The sequence below is a fragment of the Methylobacterium nonmethylotrophicum genome (assembly GCF_004745635.1).
Lineage (GTDB): Bacteria > Pseudomonadota > Alphaproteobacteria > Rhizobiales > Beijerinckiaceae > Methylobacterium > Methylobacterium nonmethylotrophicum.
On record NZ_SRLB01000001.1, the window covers coordinates 115,146 to 129,993 of the forward strand.

The 14,848-nt window shown below is 74.1% G+C and carries 16 protein-coding genes; 4 read left to right on the forward strand and 12 right to left on the reverse strand.

Annotated features, from left to right (window positions below):
- Positions 1–255: 255 nt before the first annotated feature.
- On the reverse strand, positions 256–1,791 hold the full coding sequence (gene hutH / locus EU555_RS00510) for a histidine ammonia-lyase (protein WP_135412499.1): 1,536 nt from the start codon (positions 1,789–1,791) through the stop codon (positions 256–258).
- Positions 1,788–3,011 (reverse strand): imidazolonepropionase, encoded by a 1,224-nt coding sequence (gene hutI, locus EU555_RS00515; protein WP_135412500.1) that lies wholly within the window; start codon positions 3,009–3,011, stop codon positions 1,788–1,790. Before hutI ends, hutH begins: the two co-directional genes overlap by 4 nt.
- 112 nt (positions 3,012–3,123) lie before the next feature.
- Between hutI and EU555_RS00520 the strand changes: the two genes are divergently transcribed.
- The 3 genes from EU555_RS00520 (at position 3,124) to EU555_RS00530 (ending at position 6,109) form a co-directional block, all read left to right on the forward strand.
- Positions 3,124–4,482, forward strand: coding sequence for a formimidoylglutamate deiminase (locus EU555_RS00520; protein ID WP_135412501.1), 1,359 nt, complete (start codon positions 3,124–3,126; stop codon positions 4,480–4,482).
- A 269-nt stretch (positions 4,483–4,751) separates the two neighbouring features.
- Positions 4,752–5,495 carry a histidine utilization transcriptional repressor HutC gene (gene hutC, locus EU555_RS00525; protein ID WP_135412502.1) on the forward strand — a complete coding sequence of 248 codons (744 nt, stop codon included), beginning with the start codon at positions 4,752–4,754 and terminating at the stop codon, positions 5,493–5,495.
- Positions 5,496–5,602: 107 nt separating this feature from the next.
- Complete coding sequence (locus EU555_RS00530; RefSeq protein ID WP_135412503.1) at positions 5,603–6,109, forward strand: CYTH domain-containing protein; 507 nt, start codon at positions 5,603–5,605, stop codon at positions 6,107–6,109.
- A gap of 67 nt (positions 6,110–6,176) precedes the next feature.
- Here the strand turns inward: EU555_RS00530 and EU555_RS00535 are convergent, their stop codons facing one another.
- The 7 genes from EU555_RS00535 to EU555_RS00565 are packed head-to-tail and all read right to left on the reverse strand — an operon-like array spanning position 6,177 to position 10,319.
- Positions 6,177–7,922, reverse strand: a complete 1,746-nt coding sequence (locus EU555_RS00535) for a complex I subunit 5 family protein (protein WP_245524070.1) — start codon at positions 7,920–7,922, stop codon at positions 6,177–6,179.
- Positions 7,919–8,284, reverse strand: a complete 366-nt coding sequence (locus tag EU555_RS00540) for a sodium:proton antiporter (protein ID WP_135412504.1) — start codon at positions 8,282–8,284, stop codon at positions 7,919–7,921. The genes EU555_RS00535 and EU555_RS00540 overlap by 4 nt, the downstream gene beginning before the upstream one ends.
- Positions 8,281–9,057 (reverse strand): MnhB domain-containing protein, encoded by a 777-nt coding sequence (locus EU555_RS00545; RefSeq protein ID WP_135412505.1) that lies wholly within the window; start codon positions 9,055–9,057, stop codon positions 8,281–8,283. The genes EU555_RS00540 and EU555_RS00545 overlap by 4 nt, the downstream gene beginning before the upstream one ends.
- Complete coding sequence (locus tag EU555_RS00550; RefSeq protein WP_135412506.1) at positions 9,054–9,299, reverse strand: hydrogenase subunit MbhD domain-containing protein; 246 nt, start codon at positions 9,297–9,299, stop codon at positions 9,054–9,056. Before EU555_RS00550 ends, EU555_RS00545 begins: the two co-directional genes overlap by 4 nt.
- Entirely contained in the window at positions 9,296–9,589 is a 294-nt protein-coding gene (locus tag EU555_RS00555) for a monovalent cation/H(+) antiporter subunit G (RefSeq protein ID WP_245524071.1), read from the reverse strand. Before EU555_RS00555 ends, EU555_RS00550 begins: the two co-directional genes overlap by 4 nt.
- Positions 9,586–9,840, reverse strand: a complete 255-nt coding sequence (locus EU555_RS00560; RefSeq protein ID WP_135412507.1) for a monovalent cation/H+ antiporter complex subunit F — start codon at positions 9,838–9,840, stop codon at positions 9,586–9,588. Before EU555_RS00560 ends, EU555_RS00555 begins: the two co-directional genes overlap by 4 nt.
- On the reverse strand, positions 9,837–10,319 hold the full coding sequence (locus EU555_RS00565; protein WP_135412508.1) for a hypothetical protein: 483 nt from the start codon (positions 10,317–10,319) through the stop codon (positions 9,837–9,839). The genes EU555_RS00560 and EU555_RS00565 overlap by 4 nt, the downstream gene beginning before the upstream one ends.
- 233 nt (positions 10,320–10,552) lie before the next feature.
- Here EU555_RS00565 and EU555_RS00570 point away from each other — a divergent pair, with 233 nt between their 5' ends.
- Positions 10,553–12,160, forward strand: coding sequence for a GMC family oxidoreductase (locus EU555_RS00570; protein ID WP_135412509.1), 1,608 nt, complete (start codon positions 10,553–10,555; stop codon positions 12,158–12,160).
- Between the two features lie 13 nt (positions 12,161–12,173).
- On the opposite strand, the gene EU555_RS00575 is transcribed toward EU555_RS00570, so the two are convergent.
- The 3 genes from EU555_RS00575 to EU555_RS00585 form a co-directional block, all read right to left on the reverse strand.
- Positions 12,174–12,947 carry a DUF4198 domain-containing protein gene (locus tag EU555_RS00575; protein ID WP_135412510.1) on the reverse strand — a complete coding sequence of 258 codons (774 nt, stop codon included), beginning with the start codon at positions 12,945–12,947 and terminating at the stop codon, positions 12,174–12,176.
- 322 nt (positions 12,948–13,269) lie between these two features.
- Positions 13,270–14,541 carry a CCA tRNA nucleotidyltransferase gene (locus EU555_RS00580; protein ID WP_135412511.1) on the reverse strand — a complete coding sequence of 424 codons (1,272 nt, stop codon included), beginning with the start codon at positions 14,539–14,541 and terminating at the stop codon, positions 13,270–13,272.
- Positions 14,538–14,795, reverse strand: coding sequence for a DUF6111 family protein (locus EU555_RS00585; protein ID WP_135412512.1), 258 nt, complete (start codon positions 14,793–14,795; stop codon positions 14,538–14,540). Before EU555_RS00585 ends, EU555_RS00580 begins: the two co-directional genes overlap by 4 nt.
- Positions 14,796–14,848: the final 53 nt, after the last annotated feature.

The window sequence follows — 14,848 nt, forward strand, 5'->3', positions numbered from 1 at the left end:
ACAAATCAGTTTCTCATATGCTTTCCGCTTGATCTGTCCTGATATGAATAGTGCGCGGGATCCCCTCTCCCGTGTGGGAGAGGGGCTAGGGGTGAGGGTGGAGACGGTGCCGGATAAGACTCTGAACGTTCCGCTGCCAGCACGACGGTCTGAGTCCTAATCAGAACCGTAGCACCCTCACCCCTAGCCCCTCTCCCACACGGGAGAGGGGAATCTCGCTCTATCCTTATTCGAACGGACCAAGCGGAAATCACATCAACCCAGCGCCGGCAGCGGCACCTCGCCCACCGCCGCAACCAGACTCCCGTCGCGCACCAGCGCCAGGGCCGCCGCGATGTCGGGATGGAAGTGCCGGTCGTCGTCGAGGCGGGGTACCTTTTCCCGCAGGCGCGCCCGCACCGCCTCCAGCGCCGGGCTCGAGGTCAGCGACGCGTGGAAGTCGCAGCCCTGCGCCGCCGCCAGCGCCTCGATGGCGACGACCGCCGCGGCGTTCTCGGCCATCGGCATGAGGCGGCGGGCGCCGTGGGCGGCCATCGAGACGTGGTCCTCCTGGTTGGCGGAGGTCGGGATCGAATCGACGCTCGCCGGCATCGCCCGCTGCTTGTTCTCGGAGACGAGGGCCGCGGCCGTCACCTGCGGGATCATGAAGCCGGAATTGAGCCCCGGCTTCGGCGTCAGGAAGGCCGGCAGGCCCGACAGGGCGGGATCGACCAGCATGGCGATGCGCCGCTCGGACAGGGAGCCGATCTCGCAGAGCGCCATGGCGATCATGTCGGCGGCGAAGGCCACCGGCTCGGCGTGGAAGTTGCCGCCGGACAGGGCCTCGTCGGTCTCGGGAAAGATCAGCGGGTTGTCGGAGACGCCGTTCGCCTCGGTCGCCAGCAGCTCGGCGGCCTGGCGCAGCAGGTCGAGGCAGGCGCCCATCACCTGCGGCTGGCAGCGCAGGCAATAGGGGTCCTGCACCCGCTCGTCGCCGGTAAGGTGCGAGGCCCGGATGCCGCTGCCGGCCATCAATTCGCGCAAGGCGGCGGCGGTCTCGATCTGGCCGCGATGGCGGCGAAGCGCGTGGATGCGCGGATCGAACGGGGCGTCGGAGCCCCGCGCCGCGTCGGTGGCGAGCGCCCCGACCACCAGGGCCGCGCGCAGCAGGCCTTCCGCCTCGAACAGACCGGCCAGCGCGTTGGCGGTCGAGAACTGGGTGCCGTTGAGGAGGGCCAGCCCCTCCTTCGGTCCCAGGATGGCCGGGGCGAGGCCCGCCGCCGCGAGCGCCGCGGCGGCGGGCCGGCGGCCGGCCGGCGTGTCCGCCTCGCCGACCCCGATCATCACCGCGGCCATGTGGGCGAGCGGCGCGAGGTCGCCCGACGCCCCGACCGAGCCCTGGCACGGCACCACCGGGATCACGTCGCGGGCGAGCATCGCCCCGAGGAGGTCAAGGCTGGCCGGCTGCACGCCCGAGGCGCCCTGCGCCAGGCTCGCGAGCTTGAGCGCCAGCATCAGCCGCACCACCGGCACGGGGCTCGGTTCGCCGACGCCGGCGGCGTGGGAGAGCACGATGTTGCGCTGGAGCGTCGCGAGGTCGGCGGCGTCGATGCGCACGCTCGCCAGCTTCCCGAAGCCGGTGTTGATGCCGTAGACCGGCTCGCCCCGGGCGAGGATGCGGGCGACCGCCGCCGCGCTCCCGGCCACCGCCGGGGCGCAGGCCGGATCGAGGGCGGCGGGGGCGCCGCGATAGATCGCGCGCCAGTGGCCCAGTGGCACCGCGCCCGGCACCAGGGTGATCGTCTCGGTCATCGCGTCCCCCGGATGCGGGCGTGGAGCGGGTTGAAGCCCATGCGGTAGACGAGCTCGGCCGGCCGCTCGACCGACCAGACCGCGAGGTCGGCCCGCTTGCCGGCCTCGAGGGTGCCGACCTCGGCGAGGAGCCCGAGGGCGCGGGCGGCCTCGCGGGTGACCCCGGCCAGGCACTCGTCGACGGTGAGGCGGAACAGCGTCGCGGCCATGTTCATGGCGAGCAGCAGCGAGGTCAGCGGCGAGGTGCCGGGATTGGCGTCGGTCGCCACCGCCATGGGGACTCCGTGCTGCCGGAAGAGCGCGACGGGCGGCAGCTTCGTCTCGCGGATGAAGTAGTAGGCGCCGGGCAGCAGCACCGCGACGGTGCCGCTCCGCGCCATGGCCGCCGCCCCGGCCTCGTCGGTATGCTCGAGGTGGTCGGCCGAGAGGGCGCCGTAGCGCGCCGCGAGCGCGGCGCCGCCGAGATTCGAGAGCTGGTCCGCGTGGAGCTTCACCGGGAGGCCGAGGGCCCTGGCGCGGTCGAACACCCGCGCGACCTGCTGGGGCGAGAAGGCGATCCCTTCGCAGAACGCGTCGACGGCATCGACGAGGCCTTCCGCGGCCAGCGCCGGCAGCATCGCGTCGGCGACCTGCGCGATGAACGCGTCCTTGTCGCCGCCGGCCTCCGGCGGCAGGGCGTGGGCGCCGAGGAAACTGGTGCGGATGCCGACCGGGCGCAGATCGGCGAGCCGGCGGGCGGCGCGCAAAGCCTTGCGCTCGCTGGCCAAGTCGAGGCCGTAGCCGGACTTCACCTCGACGGTGGTGACGCCCTCGGCGATCAGCGCGTCGAGCCGCGGCAGGGTCTGGCGCACCAGCTCGTCCTCGCCGGCCTTGCGCAAGGCCGCGACCGACGAGACGATGCCGCCGCCGGCCCGCGCCACCTCCTCGTAGGAGGCGCCGGCCAGACGCAGCTCGAACTCGTGCGCCCGGTCGCCGGCCCAGACGAGGTGGGTGTGGCAGTCGATCAGGCCCGGGGTGATCCAGCGGCCCTCGCCGTCGACGATCTCGGCCCCGGCAAGCGCCGCCCCCGGAAGGTCGGCCTCGGGTCCGGCATAGGCGATGCGGCCGTCGCGGATCGCCAGCGCGCCGGCCTCCACCGCGCCGATCCCGGGGAGCCCGGCCGCGAAGGTGGCGAGCCGGACGTTGCGCCAGACCCGGGGCGGGTCTCCCGTCTCGCTCATGCTCGCGCCCTCCCGTTCCCGATTCGCTCACATGTATAGACATGAGTGAGACGATTTGTATAGACATGATCGCGAGCGCGGGCCGTCGCCGCGCCATGCAGGAGATGCGCCGATGACCGTGCTGCACGCCGCTCAGGCCCTGACGCCCACGGGCTGGCAGGCCGATGTCCGGCTCACCCTGGAGGCGGGGCGGTTCTCGGCCGTCGAGGCCGGCAAGGCGCCCGAGCCCGGGGACGTGCGGGTGGCGGTGCTGGTGCCCGGGCTGCCGAACCTGCACAGCCACGCCTTCCAGCGCGGCATGGCGGGGCTCGCCGAGCGGCGGGGCCCGTCCGCCGACACGTTCTGGACCTGGCGCGAGACGATGTACCGCTTCGCGCTCCGGATGACGCCCGACGAGGCCGAGGCCGTGGCGGCGCAGGCCTACATGGAGATGCTGGAATCGGGCTTCACCCGCGTCGGCGAGTTCCACTACCTGCACCATGCACCGGACGGGCGCCCCTACGCCAACGTCGCCGAGATGGCGGAGCGGATCGCCGCGGCGGCGGCGCTGACCGGCCTGCGCCTCACCCTGCTGCCGGTGCTCTACCGCTGGTCGAATTTCGGGGGTGCGGCACCGACCGAGGGCCAGCGCCGCTTCGTCAGCGACCTCGACCTGTTCGCCCGCATGGTCGACGAATCCCGCGCGGCCGTGCGGGACCTGCCCGGCGCGACGCTCGGGGTCGCCCCCCACAGTTTGCGGGCGGTGACGCCGGGGGACCTGGCCGCCGCGGTCGCCCTCGCCGAGGGCGGGCCGGTCCACATCCACGCCGCCGAGCAGGTGCGGGAGGTGGAGGAGTGCCTCGCCTGGTCCGGCGCCCGCCCGGTGCAGTGGCTCCTCGACCAGGCCGGGCTCGATCCGCGCTGGTGCCTGATCCACGCCACCCACATGAATCCCGACGAGACCGCCCGGTTCGCGGGAAGCGGCGCGGTCGCGGGCCTGTGCCCGGTGACGGAGGCGAGCCTCGGCGACGGCATCTTCCCCGCCCCGGGCTTCGTCGCGGCCGGCGGGCGCTATGGGGTCGGTACCGATTCGAACGTGCTGGTCGGTGCGGCGGACGAGCTGCGCCAGCTCGAATATGCCCAGCGCCTCGGCCATCGCCAGCGCAACGTCCTGGCCGCCCCCGGCGCCTCGACCGGGCGCGCGCTGTTCACGGTCGCGCTCGCCGGCGGCATCCAGGCGCTCGGGGCGGAAGGCGGCGGCCTCGCCGTCGGGGCCCCGGCCGACTGCGTCGCCCTCGACGGGGCGGATCCGGCGCTGATCGCGCGGCAGGGCGATTCCCTCCTCGACGGCTGGATCTTCGCCGCCGGCTCGCGGGCAGTGGACGCGGTGTGGGTAGACGGCCGCCAGGTGGTCGCGGGCGGGCGGCACGTCGCCAGGGAGGCGGTCGGGGCGCGGTTCGCGGCGGTGCTCAGGCGGTTGATGGTGGAGTGAGGCACGGAATACCTGTTGGAAACCCCCAGCATTCCGAAGTCGAGCGCGTCTCCCCTCTCCCACACCTTGCAGCGATACTGGGCAAGCCCGGCATCGCCTGGAGAGGGGATCCCGCGACTTCCTGGCCTTGCGTGGAGCCGAGAGGCATTCGTGATGCGGCATGCCGCGCCAAGCTCGGGTATGAGGAAACGGCCCGGCCCACTCGGAACGCCGGCGGCGAGCGGAGGCGGCGTGGGCGAGCGTGATCACTTGAGCGGGCCGACCCAGCGATGACGGCGCACGATCCCGCCCGTCCCGAGGCCCGGCCGATCTCGCTGCACCAGCAGATCCTGTCCGAGCTTCAGGGCCACATCCTGTCGGGCCGCTGGCCCCCCGGCCACCGCATCCCCTTCGAGCACGAGCTGACGGCGCAGTTCGGCTGCTCGCGCATGACGGTCAACAAGGTGCTGACCCAGCTCGCCGCCGCCGGGCTGATCGAGCGACGGCGCAAGGTCGGCTCGTTCGTGCGCCAGCCGCACTCGCAATCGGCGGTGCTGGAGATCCCGGAGATCCGCGGCGAGGTCGAGGCGCTCGGCCTGCCCTACCGCTTCGCCGTGCTGCAGCGCCGGCGCCGGCGGAGCACGGCGGCGGACCGCGGGGCGCTGGGGCTCGAGGCGCCGGCCCCGGTCCTGGCGCTCACCGTCCGGCACGATGCGGGCCCGCGCCCGTTCTGCCTCGAGGAGCGGCTGATCCACCTCGCGGCGGTGCCGGAGGCCGAGGCGCAGGACTTCGCCGCCGAGCCGCCGGGCGCCTGGCTCGTCCACCACGTGCCCTGGACCGCGGCCGAGCACCGTATCCGCGCCCGGAGCGCCGACGCCGCTCTCGCCGCCGCCATGGCCTGCCCCCCGGGGTCGCCCTGCCTCGTGGTCGAGCGCCGGACCTGGAGCGCCGGGCGCCCCGTCACCGTCGTGCGGCTCACCTATCCGGGCGAGGCGCACGAGCTCGTCGCCCGCTTCGCGCCCCCGCAGGGCTGACGCAAGGGCCCTGGCCCGGGCGGCCGGCATCGGCTATCAGCCCGCTCGCGCGGTCGCGACGATCATCGCCCGCGGCCCGCAAGCCGGGACAGGGGCGGTCGAGGCCGATGCGGTACGAGGTCGAGCGGAAGTTCCTGGTGGCCGATGCGGGCTGGCGCGCGGGCGCGGTGAGCCGGCGCCGGCTCACGGACGGGCTCATCGGCGAGTTCGCGGGCGGCAAGGTCCGGGTGCGGCTCGACGAGGAGCGGGCCACGCTCACCGTCAAGGGCCGGCGCGAGGGCCTGGCGCGACCGGAATTCGAGTACGAGATCCCGCGGGCCGACGCCGAGGCGATGCTGCGCCTCGTCTGCGAGACGTGGCGGATCGAGAAGACCCGCCACTGCGTGCCGCATGACGGCATGGTCTGGTCGGTCGACGAGTATGGCGGCGCGCTGTCGGGCATGGTCCTGGCCGAGATCGAACTCGAGCACGAGGCGCAGGCCGTCGCGCTGCCCGCCTGGCTCGGCCGCGAGGTCACGGCCGATCCCCGCTTCCGCCAGTCGACGCTCCTGCGCCTCGCCCGCGAGGCGGGCCGCCCGGTGACACTGTGCGAGGTGCTGGCGGCGCCGATGTGAGACCCTCGGTGCGGATCTCGTCGGCCCATGGCCGGGAGGGGACTGCGTCCGTTCTCGATCGATCTGGTCAGGCCAAGGCGCTAGCCACCGCGAACAGCGCCAGCCCCACCGCCATCCAGGTCACGACGTCGCCGACGAGGCCGCTATGCAGGGCCTGGAGCGCGGCGAACCCCGCCCGCTCGGTGCGGGTGACCCGCCGCGCGGCTCGCGTCAGGGCGCGCCGGCGTGTGAGGGCGAGGGCCAGGAACGCCAGCGTCAGCCCGATCGGCGCGAGGTTGCCGAGTGCCGATGGCGGCAGGGCGACGGGGGCCGCGCCCGGATCGGCGAGGCGCGACGCGGCCGTGCCGAGGAAGGGCGCCACGGCCTCAAAGGGGGCGAGCGCCAGGGCGACGAGGGCGAGGGAGGGCGCGGCCATCAGCCAGAGCGGGCGGTCGGGCTTCTCGCGCTCGCGCTCGGTCGGGGCGAGCAATTCCGGCCCGGGCACGCCGCTGGCGCGCAGGAAGATCCGGGCGGCGGCGCGCAACACGGCGGCGCCGGTGAGCGCGGTAGCGAGGCTCGTGCCGGCGGTGACCAGGGGGCCGGCCGCGTCCTCCATCAGCCCGGTCGCGCCGTGCATCAGCCCCAAGGGCAGGCCGCCGAGGAGGAGGCCGCCGAGCCCCATCGCCAGGGCCGGGGGCCACAAGTCCCGTCCCTGGCCGTAGAGCACGATCTCGTCGGCCGAGCGGCGCAGCGCCAGGAGCGTGCCCGCCACCATGAACAGCGCGCCCTTCACCAGGCCGTGGCCGACCATGTAGAGGAGGAGCCCCGCCCGCGCCGTGTCCGTGTCGGCCGAGAGCGCCGTCAGCATGATGCCGAGATGCGCGATGGTCGAGAAGGCCAGCAGCCGCTTGAGGTGGCGCTGCGCGAAGGCCGTCAGGCCGGCGACGATCGCGGTGGCGAGGCCGAGCCACAGCATCAGCCCGCGCACCAGGCTCATCACGGCAGGGTCACCCGCAAAGACCTGCGCCACCAGCTTGGCGAGGCCGAACAGGCCGAGGCTCACCATCGCGCCGGAGAAGATCACCGAGACCGGGCTCGGCGCGACCGCGTGGGCGTCGGCGAGCCAGAGGTGGAACGGCAGGATCGCCGCCTTGGTGAGGAGGGCGCCGGCCACCAGCACGAAGCCGCCGGTCACGACCGGGTCGGCCCCGAGCCCGGCCACCACCTGCCCCATGGCGGCGAAATCGAGGGTGCCGGTGCGGGCGTAGAGGAGCCCGGTGCCGGCGAGCATCAAAAAACTCGCCAGCGCGTTGGAGACCGTGAAGGTGAACGCGCCCTCCAGCGCGCTGCTGCCGAGCGGGTAGGCGGTGAGCGCGAAGGCCGCGACGCTCATCAGCTCGAACCAGACGAACAGGTTGAACAGGTCGCGGGTGAGGCAGAAGCCGACCATCGCCGCCAGGAAGAGCAGCATCAGCACCTGGAAATGCGCGTGCTCGGCGTCGAAGTAGCCCCAGGCGAAGATGAAGGTGGCGGCAAACAGCAGGCCGCAGAAGGCGGCGAGCGCCGCGCTCGCCGGATCGGCCTGGAAGCCGATGCCCAGCACCACGCCGGGCCGATGCGCGGCGTCGGGCGTCCAGCCGCCGAACCAGTGCCGCACCGGCCCCTCCAGGCTGTGGCGCGCGAGCCAGGCGCAGAGAGCAAAGACCGCGAGGGCGGTCACGAAAGCCACCGCCTTCGGCAGGCGCGGCGGCAGCCAGTGGGCGAGGCCGAGCATCAGCGTCGCGACGCCGAGCGGCAGGAGGACCGTGAGGGGGAGGAGGGCGTCGGGGCTCACCGGTCGGGCGCTGGTTCGGACGGGCGCAGGGGGCGCAGGGCCTGCGGATCGAGGGTGTGCCGGCGCTTCTGCACCTGGACGGCGATGGCGAGCAGCAGGGCCGAGACCGCGGCCCCGACCACGATGTCGGTGAGCACCAGCGCCTGCACGACCGGGTCGACCGCCGGCGTGCCGGGCGGGTGGTCGTAGAAGATCGGCGGGCCGGCGCCGTTCACGAAGCCGAGGCCGAGCAGCAGCACGTAGGTCGCCGACTGGCACACGGTGAGGCAGCCGACGAGGTGCACCGCATGACGCGAGGTGACGAGGCCATAGAGCCCGACCGCGAACAGCCAGGCGGCGACGAACCACGGCAAGGTACTCATCGTCCCTCCTCGTCGGGCACGGACTCGTCCGAGGGCACGCGGGTCTCCTCCATGAATTCGAGGAGCAGGAGCCCGAAGCTGCCGGTGACGGAGAGCGCGACCGCGGCGTTGACCACGATCATCAGCCCGCCGGAATAGAGGTCCTTGAGGGTGCCGAAGGGCAGGATGTTCTGGAGCGCGGGGCGACCGAGGGTGAGAGGCACGAAGGCCGCGAGCCCATAGAGGAGCGCGCCGCCGCCCTCCAGCAGCGCCAGCACCGGCCCGCGCACCAGCGAGCGCCAGACCGCGTAGCCCTCGCCGAGATAGAGGAGCAGGAGGCTCGACGCCGCGATCACCCCGCCCTGGAAGCCGCCGCCCGGCGTCGTCATGCCGTGGAGGGCGACGGAGATCCCGACGAGCAGGGTGAGGCTCGCGGCGATCCGGCAGGCGAGCACCGTCGCGTCGGCCCGCGGCGTCACCGGGCGCCCGGGCACGTGGCCCGCCTTCTCGCGCTCGCCCTCGCCGCGGGCGCCGCGCAGCAGCACCGTCGCGCCGGTCACCGCGCAGAGCAGCATGCATTCCTCGCCCAGCGTATCGATGCCGCGGACGTCGAAATTGACCGCCGCAACCATGTTGGTGACGTGGCGCAGGTCCGGCAGCAGGACGTTCACCGTCTGGCCGTAGGGCGAGGTCGGCGTGCCGAAGCCCGGCAGGGCGAGGGCGACGTGGATCACCGCCGGGGCGAGCGCCAGGAGCGCCAGGCCGAGGAGGACGAGGCGGAGCCGCACGCTCATCGCCCGGCCCTGTCCATCGCGATGGCGGCGAGGGCCGCCAGGAACAGGAACGGCGTCACCGCCGTGCCGACGGCGATCTCCGACAGGGCGACGTCGGGCGCCTGGAGCGCCAGAAAGAGCAGCCCGAGGACGAGGCCGTTGCCGGCGAGCGCGTAGACCTGGCGCCGGGGATCGCGGGTGAGCACGACGAGCAGGCCGGAGAGCGCCGACAGGACGAGGAGGCTGGCGACGAGGCCGCTCATCGCCGCTCCCCGTCCCGGATGTGCAGCGCGTGGCCGGTGACGTGCGACAGGAGCGCGCCGATGAGCAGCGTCGCCAGCCAGATCGCGGTGCATTTCAGCGCCCGCGGCGAGGCTCCGTCGGTGAGCCAGGCGGCGAGCACCAGACCCGCCCCGCCCGCCACGTTGACGAAGGTGACGGCGTGCAGGCGCTCGAGCGGGGTGACGAGGCGCCAGAGCGCCAGGGTGGCGATCCAGGCGGCGAGCACCGCGAGGCCGAGGCAGAGGAGGACGCTCACCACCAGCGCAGTCATAACCAGCGCTCCTGGAACACCGCGAAGAGGAGCGTGCCGGGCAGGGTCAGCACCGCGAGGACGAGGCCGAGATCGATCACGGCCGGCTGGTCGAGGGCGAAGCTCATCGCGACGAGGAGCAGCACCGCGAGCGAGGTGGCGAGCTGCACCGCGACGAGGCGGAAGGCCAGGGCGCCGCGGGCCGCCGCCACGACCGCGAGGCCGAGGGGCGGAAGCAAGGCCAAGGCGGCGGCGAGCCAGAGTTCCGTCATGCCAGCCACCGCGGATCGGCGGGCGGGGATTCTCGACCCAGCGCGTGGATCAGCACCTCGTCGCGGCCCGGATCGGCGCGCAGCACGAAGCTGTCCGGTGCCAGCGAGGCGAGGAGCACCGCGCCGGCCCGCCGGCCGCGCTCGCCCGGCTCGTCCTCCGGCCCGCGCCGAAAGGGTCTCCGGTGGGCGTGGCCAGGATGCCTGCTCCCAGAATGCCCGCCCTCGGGAATCGCCCGCGCGAGCGCGACCCCGGTGCGCAGCGTGGCGGGCACCAGACCCGCGAGCGCCCGGCCCCAGGGGGCGAGATGGGCGCGCGAGACCGCGAAGCGGCGCTCCGCCCGGGCGCGGATCCGCCAGTCCCAGGCGGCCAGCAGACCCGCCACGACGGCCCCGGTCGCGGCCTCGTGCAGCCCGGCCCCGCCGGCGAGCAGGAGGTAGAGGGCGAGCGTGCCGAGCCAGACGAGGGGAAGGCGGAGCATCGTCGAGGGTCTCCGGTGTTCGCCAGGCTCTAACGCCGTCGCGGCTGCCGCGTTCGCGCGGTTGTCCGGGCGCAGTGCTCGCCCGGTGCTGGCCGGGGGCCCGCCCTGCGCAACGCTCGTCGCGATGCGCCGCCGCTCGCGCCCTTCCGGCCGCCCGGCGAAGCGGCTATCCCTGCCCGGGGTGTCCCGTCGCGGGCCTTCGCGGTCACACCGGCACCACCCGAGGGAGGATCATGGACGCGTTCGACTTCGTCATCGTCGGCGGGGGCACGGCGGGGTGCGTGCTGGCCAACCGCCTGAGCGAGGATGGCCGCGCCACAGTGCTGCTGCTCGAGGCGGGCGGGGAGGGGACCGGGTTCTGGGTCGGCATCCCGGCCGGCTTCCCGAAGCTCCTCACCGGCGGGGCGTTCAACTGGCGCTTCGCCACCGAGCCGGAGCCGAACACCCATGACCGCGCCATCGTGGTGCCGCGCGGCAAGGGGCTCGGCGGCTCGACGCTGATCAACGGCATGATCTTCGTGCGCGGCCAGCCGCAGGACTTCGACACCTGGGCCCAGAGCGGCAACCGCGGCTGGTCGTGGGCCGACGTGCTGCCCTATTTCCGCAAGCTCGAGCATTTCGAGGGCGGCGACCCGGCGTTGCGCGGCCGCGGCGGCCCGCTCCACGTCACCCGGGTCGGGGTGAAGAACCCGCTCGCCGACGCCTTCATCCGGGCCGGGACCGAGGCCGGCTACCCGGAGAACCCCGACTATAACGGCGCCTCGCAGGAGGGTTTCGGCTACTACCAGGCCAACCAGCGGCGGGGCCGGCGCTGGAGCGCGCGGGACGCCTACCTGCAGCCGGCGCGTTCACGCCCGAACCTCGCCGTGCGCACCAACGCCCATGTCCTGCGCCTCGACCTCGACGGCCACCGCGTGACCGGCGTCACCTATCGCCGCCAAGGGCAAGGCGAAGTGCGCGAGGAGCGGGTGAGCGCCCGCGCCGAGGTAATCCTGGCGGCCGGCGCGGTGCAGTCGCCCCACCTGCTCGAACTCTCCGGCATCGGCCGGCCCGAGGTGCTGGCGCAGGCGGGCATCCCGCTGCGCCACGCCCTGCCGGGGGTCGGCGAGAACTACCGCGACCACTACGCCACCCGGATGAACTGGCGCGTCAAGCTTCCGGTGACCCTCAACGAGCTGACCCGCGGCTGGCGCCTCGGCCTCGCGGTCGGGCAGTATTTCCTCACCCGCCGCGGCATCCTGACCCTCGGCACCGGGCTCGCCCACGGTTTCGTGCGCACGCGGCCGGACCTCGCCGGGCCCGACGTGCAGTACTTCTTCATGCATGCGAGCTACGCCAACGCCGCCGACCGCACCCTCGACCGCGAGCCCGGCATGACGATCGGCGTGACGCAGCTGCGGCCGGACTCCCGCGGCACCATCCACGCGGTCTCAGGTGACCCCATGCGCCCCCCGGCGATCCGCCCGAATTTTTTGAGCGCGCGCAGCGACCAGGAAGCCCTGATCGAGGGCATGCGCATCGCCCGGCGGGTGGTCGAACAGCCCGCCATGGATCCCTACCGCGCCCACGAGCTCAACCCGGGCGAAGGCGTGCAGACGGACGACGAGTGGCTCGATTTCGCCCGCCGCAACGGCCAGACCATCTACCACCCGGTCGGCACCTGCAGCATGGGCCAGGGCCCGGAGGCGGTGGTGGACGAGCGCCTGCGGGTGCGCGGTCTCGATTCGTTGCGCGTGATCGACGCCGCCGTGATGCCGACCGAGGTCTCGGCCAACACCCAGGCCGCCGTGATGATGGTCGCAGAAAAGGGCGCGGACCTGGTGCGGGCCGACAGTCGCTGATCAGTTGCGCTGATCAGTTGACCGACGGCTCGTCGAGCCGGAACGCGAAGGTCGCCGTGTAGACGTCCTCGTCGGCCAGCGTCGGGGTGGCGGACGGGCTCACGGTCTGGGTCACGGTGAGCACCTGGCTGCCGGCCTTGCGGATCGGCACCGTGGCGATGCCGTCCGGATCGGTGGTGTAGGCCGGCACGCCGCCCCGCTCCGGCTCCATGCCGCTGTCGCCGTAATAGAGGTCCGCTCCCGGCAGCGGCGCGCCGCGAAACAGCACCCGTACCCGGATCGCCCCGGCGGTCGGACCCGGGATTTCGACCGGCACGATCTCGAGGGTGTGGCCGACCACCCGCAGCCACGGCGCGCCGGGGCCGAAGGCGGCCTTGGCGTACTTCACCGACCAGCGGCCGGCGCGGGCATCCGGCACCAGGCGCCGGCTGGCATTGAGGCGGGTGCCGTCGCGCAGGGTCGTCCAGTAGCCGGCATCGTAGGTCGCCGCGACCAGCGTCCGGCCGGGCTTCCCGGAGAGCGGCGCCAGGAGGGCCGGGGGCACCTCCGGCGGGGCGGGCTTGAGGCTGCCGCGCAGGCTGGCGCTGCCGTCCTGCGTCAGGGCGACGAGCTCGATGAGCTGCGCCGACCCCGGCGCCTCGCGCTTCGAGGCGTGGCCGTAATTGACCCGGACCTGGGGGACGGACTCGACGGTGCTGAGCGTCAGCCACAGCTCGTGCGCCCGGCCGGGCTGCGAGGCCCCGAGGACGAGGGCGGCGGCCAGGGCGGTGCGGAGCAGGGGCAGCATCGGCGGTCGAACTCCTCGGGCAACGCCTCGGCCGTAAGGCCGGAGGCGCCTCGCGCAGGCGGATGCGAGGCGCGCCGCGGGCCCGCGGCGGCAAGGCATGATAACCCATTCGGCGCCGAACCGATCCCCCCGAGCAGGTTCCGCAGAAGTGGCAGCCGGTTCTGCGACGAAAACCTGCGACACAGCGAGACTCTGAGCGGACGAAGCGTCGGCACGCCGACGCAAGTCGGCTCAGGCGGCGCGACAGCGGCCGGGCCGGCGTCGAGCGGTCCCGGTGCGGTGTGAACCGGCAGCGGCCACGCGGGTTCCGAGCGCCGCCGGTTCAGTGCGCCGCCGCGGAGCCGGTACCGAGCGCCGCCGCGAGGGCCAGGGCGTGAAGCTGCGCCTGCATCGCCGCGTCGGTCGGGCAGCCCGCCGCGAGCCAGGCCCGGCGGGCCGCCGCCAGGCCCCGGCCGAGGCCCCGGCCCGGCCGGGCGCCCGCCGCCACCAGGGCGGCGCCGGTGACGGGCAGGACCGGCACCGGCTCGCGGCCGTCGGCGAAGCGGGCAAGCGCCTCGGCCCCCTCGGGCGTGAGCACGGGGCGCGGTTCCCCCGCGAGCACCAGGGCGGCATCGGCGGCGGCTTGCGCGCCGTGCACCGCCACGAGGCGCCGCACCTCCGCTGGCCTCAGCGGGTCGAGCGCACCGTGCAGGGCGGCTTCGGCGCCCGCATAGGCCGCGAGGCGCGCGTGCTCGGCCTTCGACAGGCGCAAGGCCTCGCGCAGGCGCTCCGCGTCGGCGCCCGAGCGCACCGCCAGGGCGGCGAGGCGGCGCACCGGATCCGGCTCGGTCTCCAACGCCGCGAGGCGGGCGAGGCGGCCGAGATCGCCGAGGCCGCCGATCAGCCGCTGCAGCAGGCCGGTCTCCGACAGCACGGCGGTGACGGCGGGCGCCCCCGGCGCGACGAGGAGCTTCAGGATCTCCCCCCGCACCCGCTCGCGGGAGAGGAGCGCCAGCCCGTCCCGCGCCGCGACAGAGGCGGCGAGCCCCTCCGGATCGGGGGCGCCGGCGCCGTAGCGGGCGTGAAAGCGGAAGAAGCGCAAGACCCGCAGGTAGTCCTCGCGGATGCGCTGGCGCGCCTCGCCGATGAAGCGCACGCGGGCCGCGCGAAGATCGGCGAGACCCCCGACCGTGTCGTGCACCTGCCCGTCCGGCGTGACCGAGAGGGCGTTGATGGTGAAGTCGCGCCGGGCGGCGTCGCGCGAAAAATCGCGGCCGAAGCGCACCACGGCGTGGCGCCCGTCGGTCTCGATGTCCTCGCGCAGGGTCGTGACCTCGAACGGCTCGCCCTCGACCACCACCGTCACGGTGCCGTGCTCGATGCCGGTCGGCACCGGCTTGAGGCCCGCGGCACTCGCGCGCCGCACCACCTCGTCGGGCAGGAGCGTGGTGGCGAGGTCGATGTCGGCGACCGGGCGGCCGAGCAGCGCGTCGCGCACCGCGCCGCCGACGAGGCGGGTCTCCTCCCCCGGGGCGGCGAGCGCCTCGATCACGCGGGTAAGGCGCGGCTGCGCCAGCACCGCCCGCAGGGCGGCCTCGTCGAGGGTGCGGCTCACCGGAACTGCCCGGGCACCACCCGGCCGTTCTCGATATGGGTCGGCACGAAGCCGTCCCGGTGCCGCTCGGCGGTCAGCGCCGCCACCACGAACGAGGCGATCACCAGGGCGACGCCCGCAATGGCGAGGCGCGCGGCGTGGTCGCTCCAGTGCAGCCAGCGCAGGGGGCTGCGCTGGCGCAGCACCAGCCAGACGCCGAAGACCGCGAAGGGCAGCAGGAACAGCAGGAGGTCGTCGATCAGCGCGCGGGCCATGGATGTCTCTTGATGAAGAGGGGCCTCTCTCGATGGGATCACCTGGGGATCAC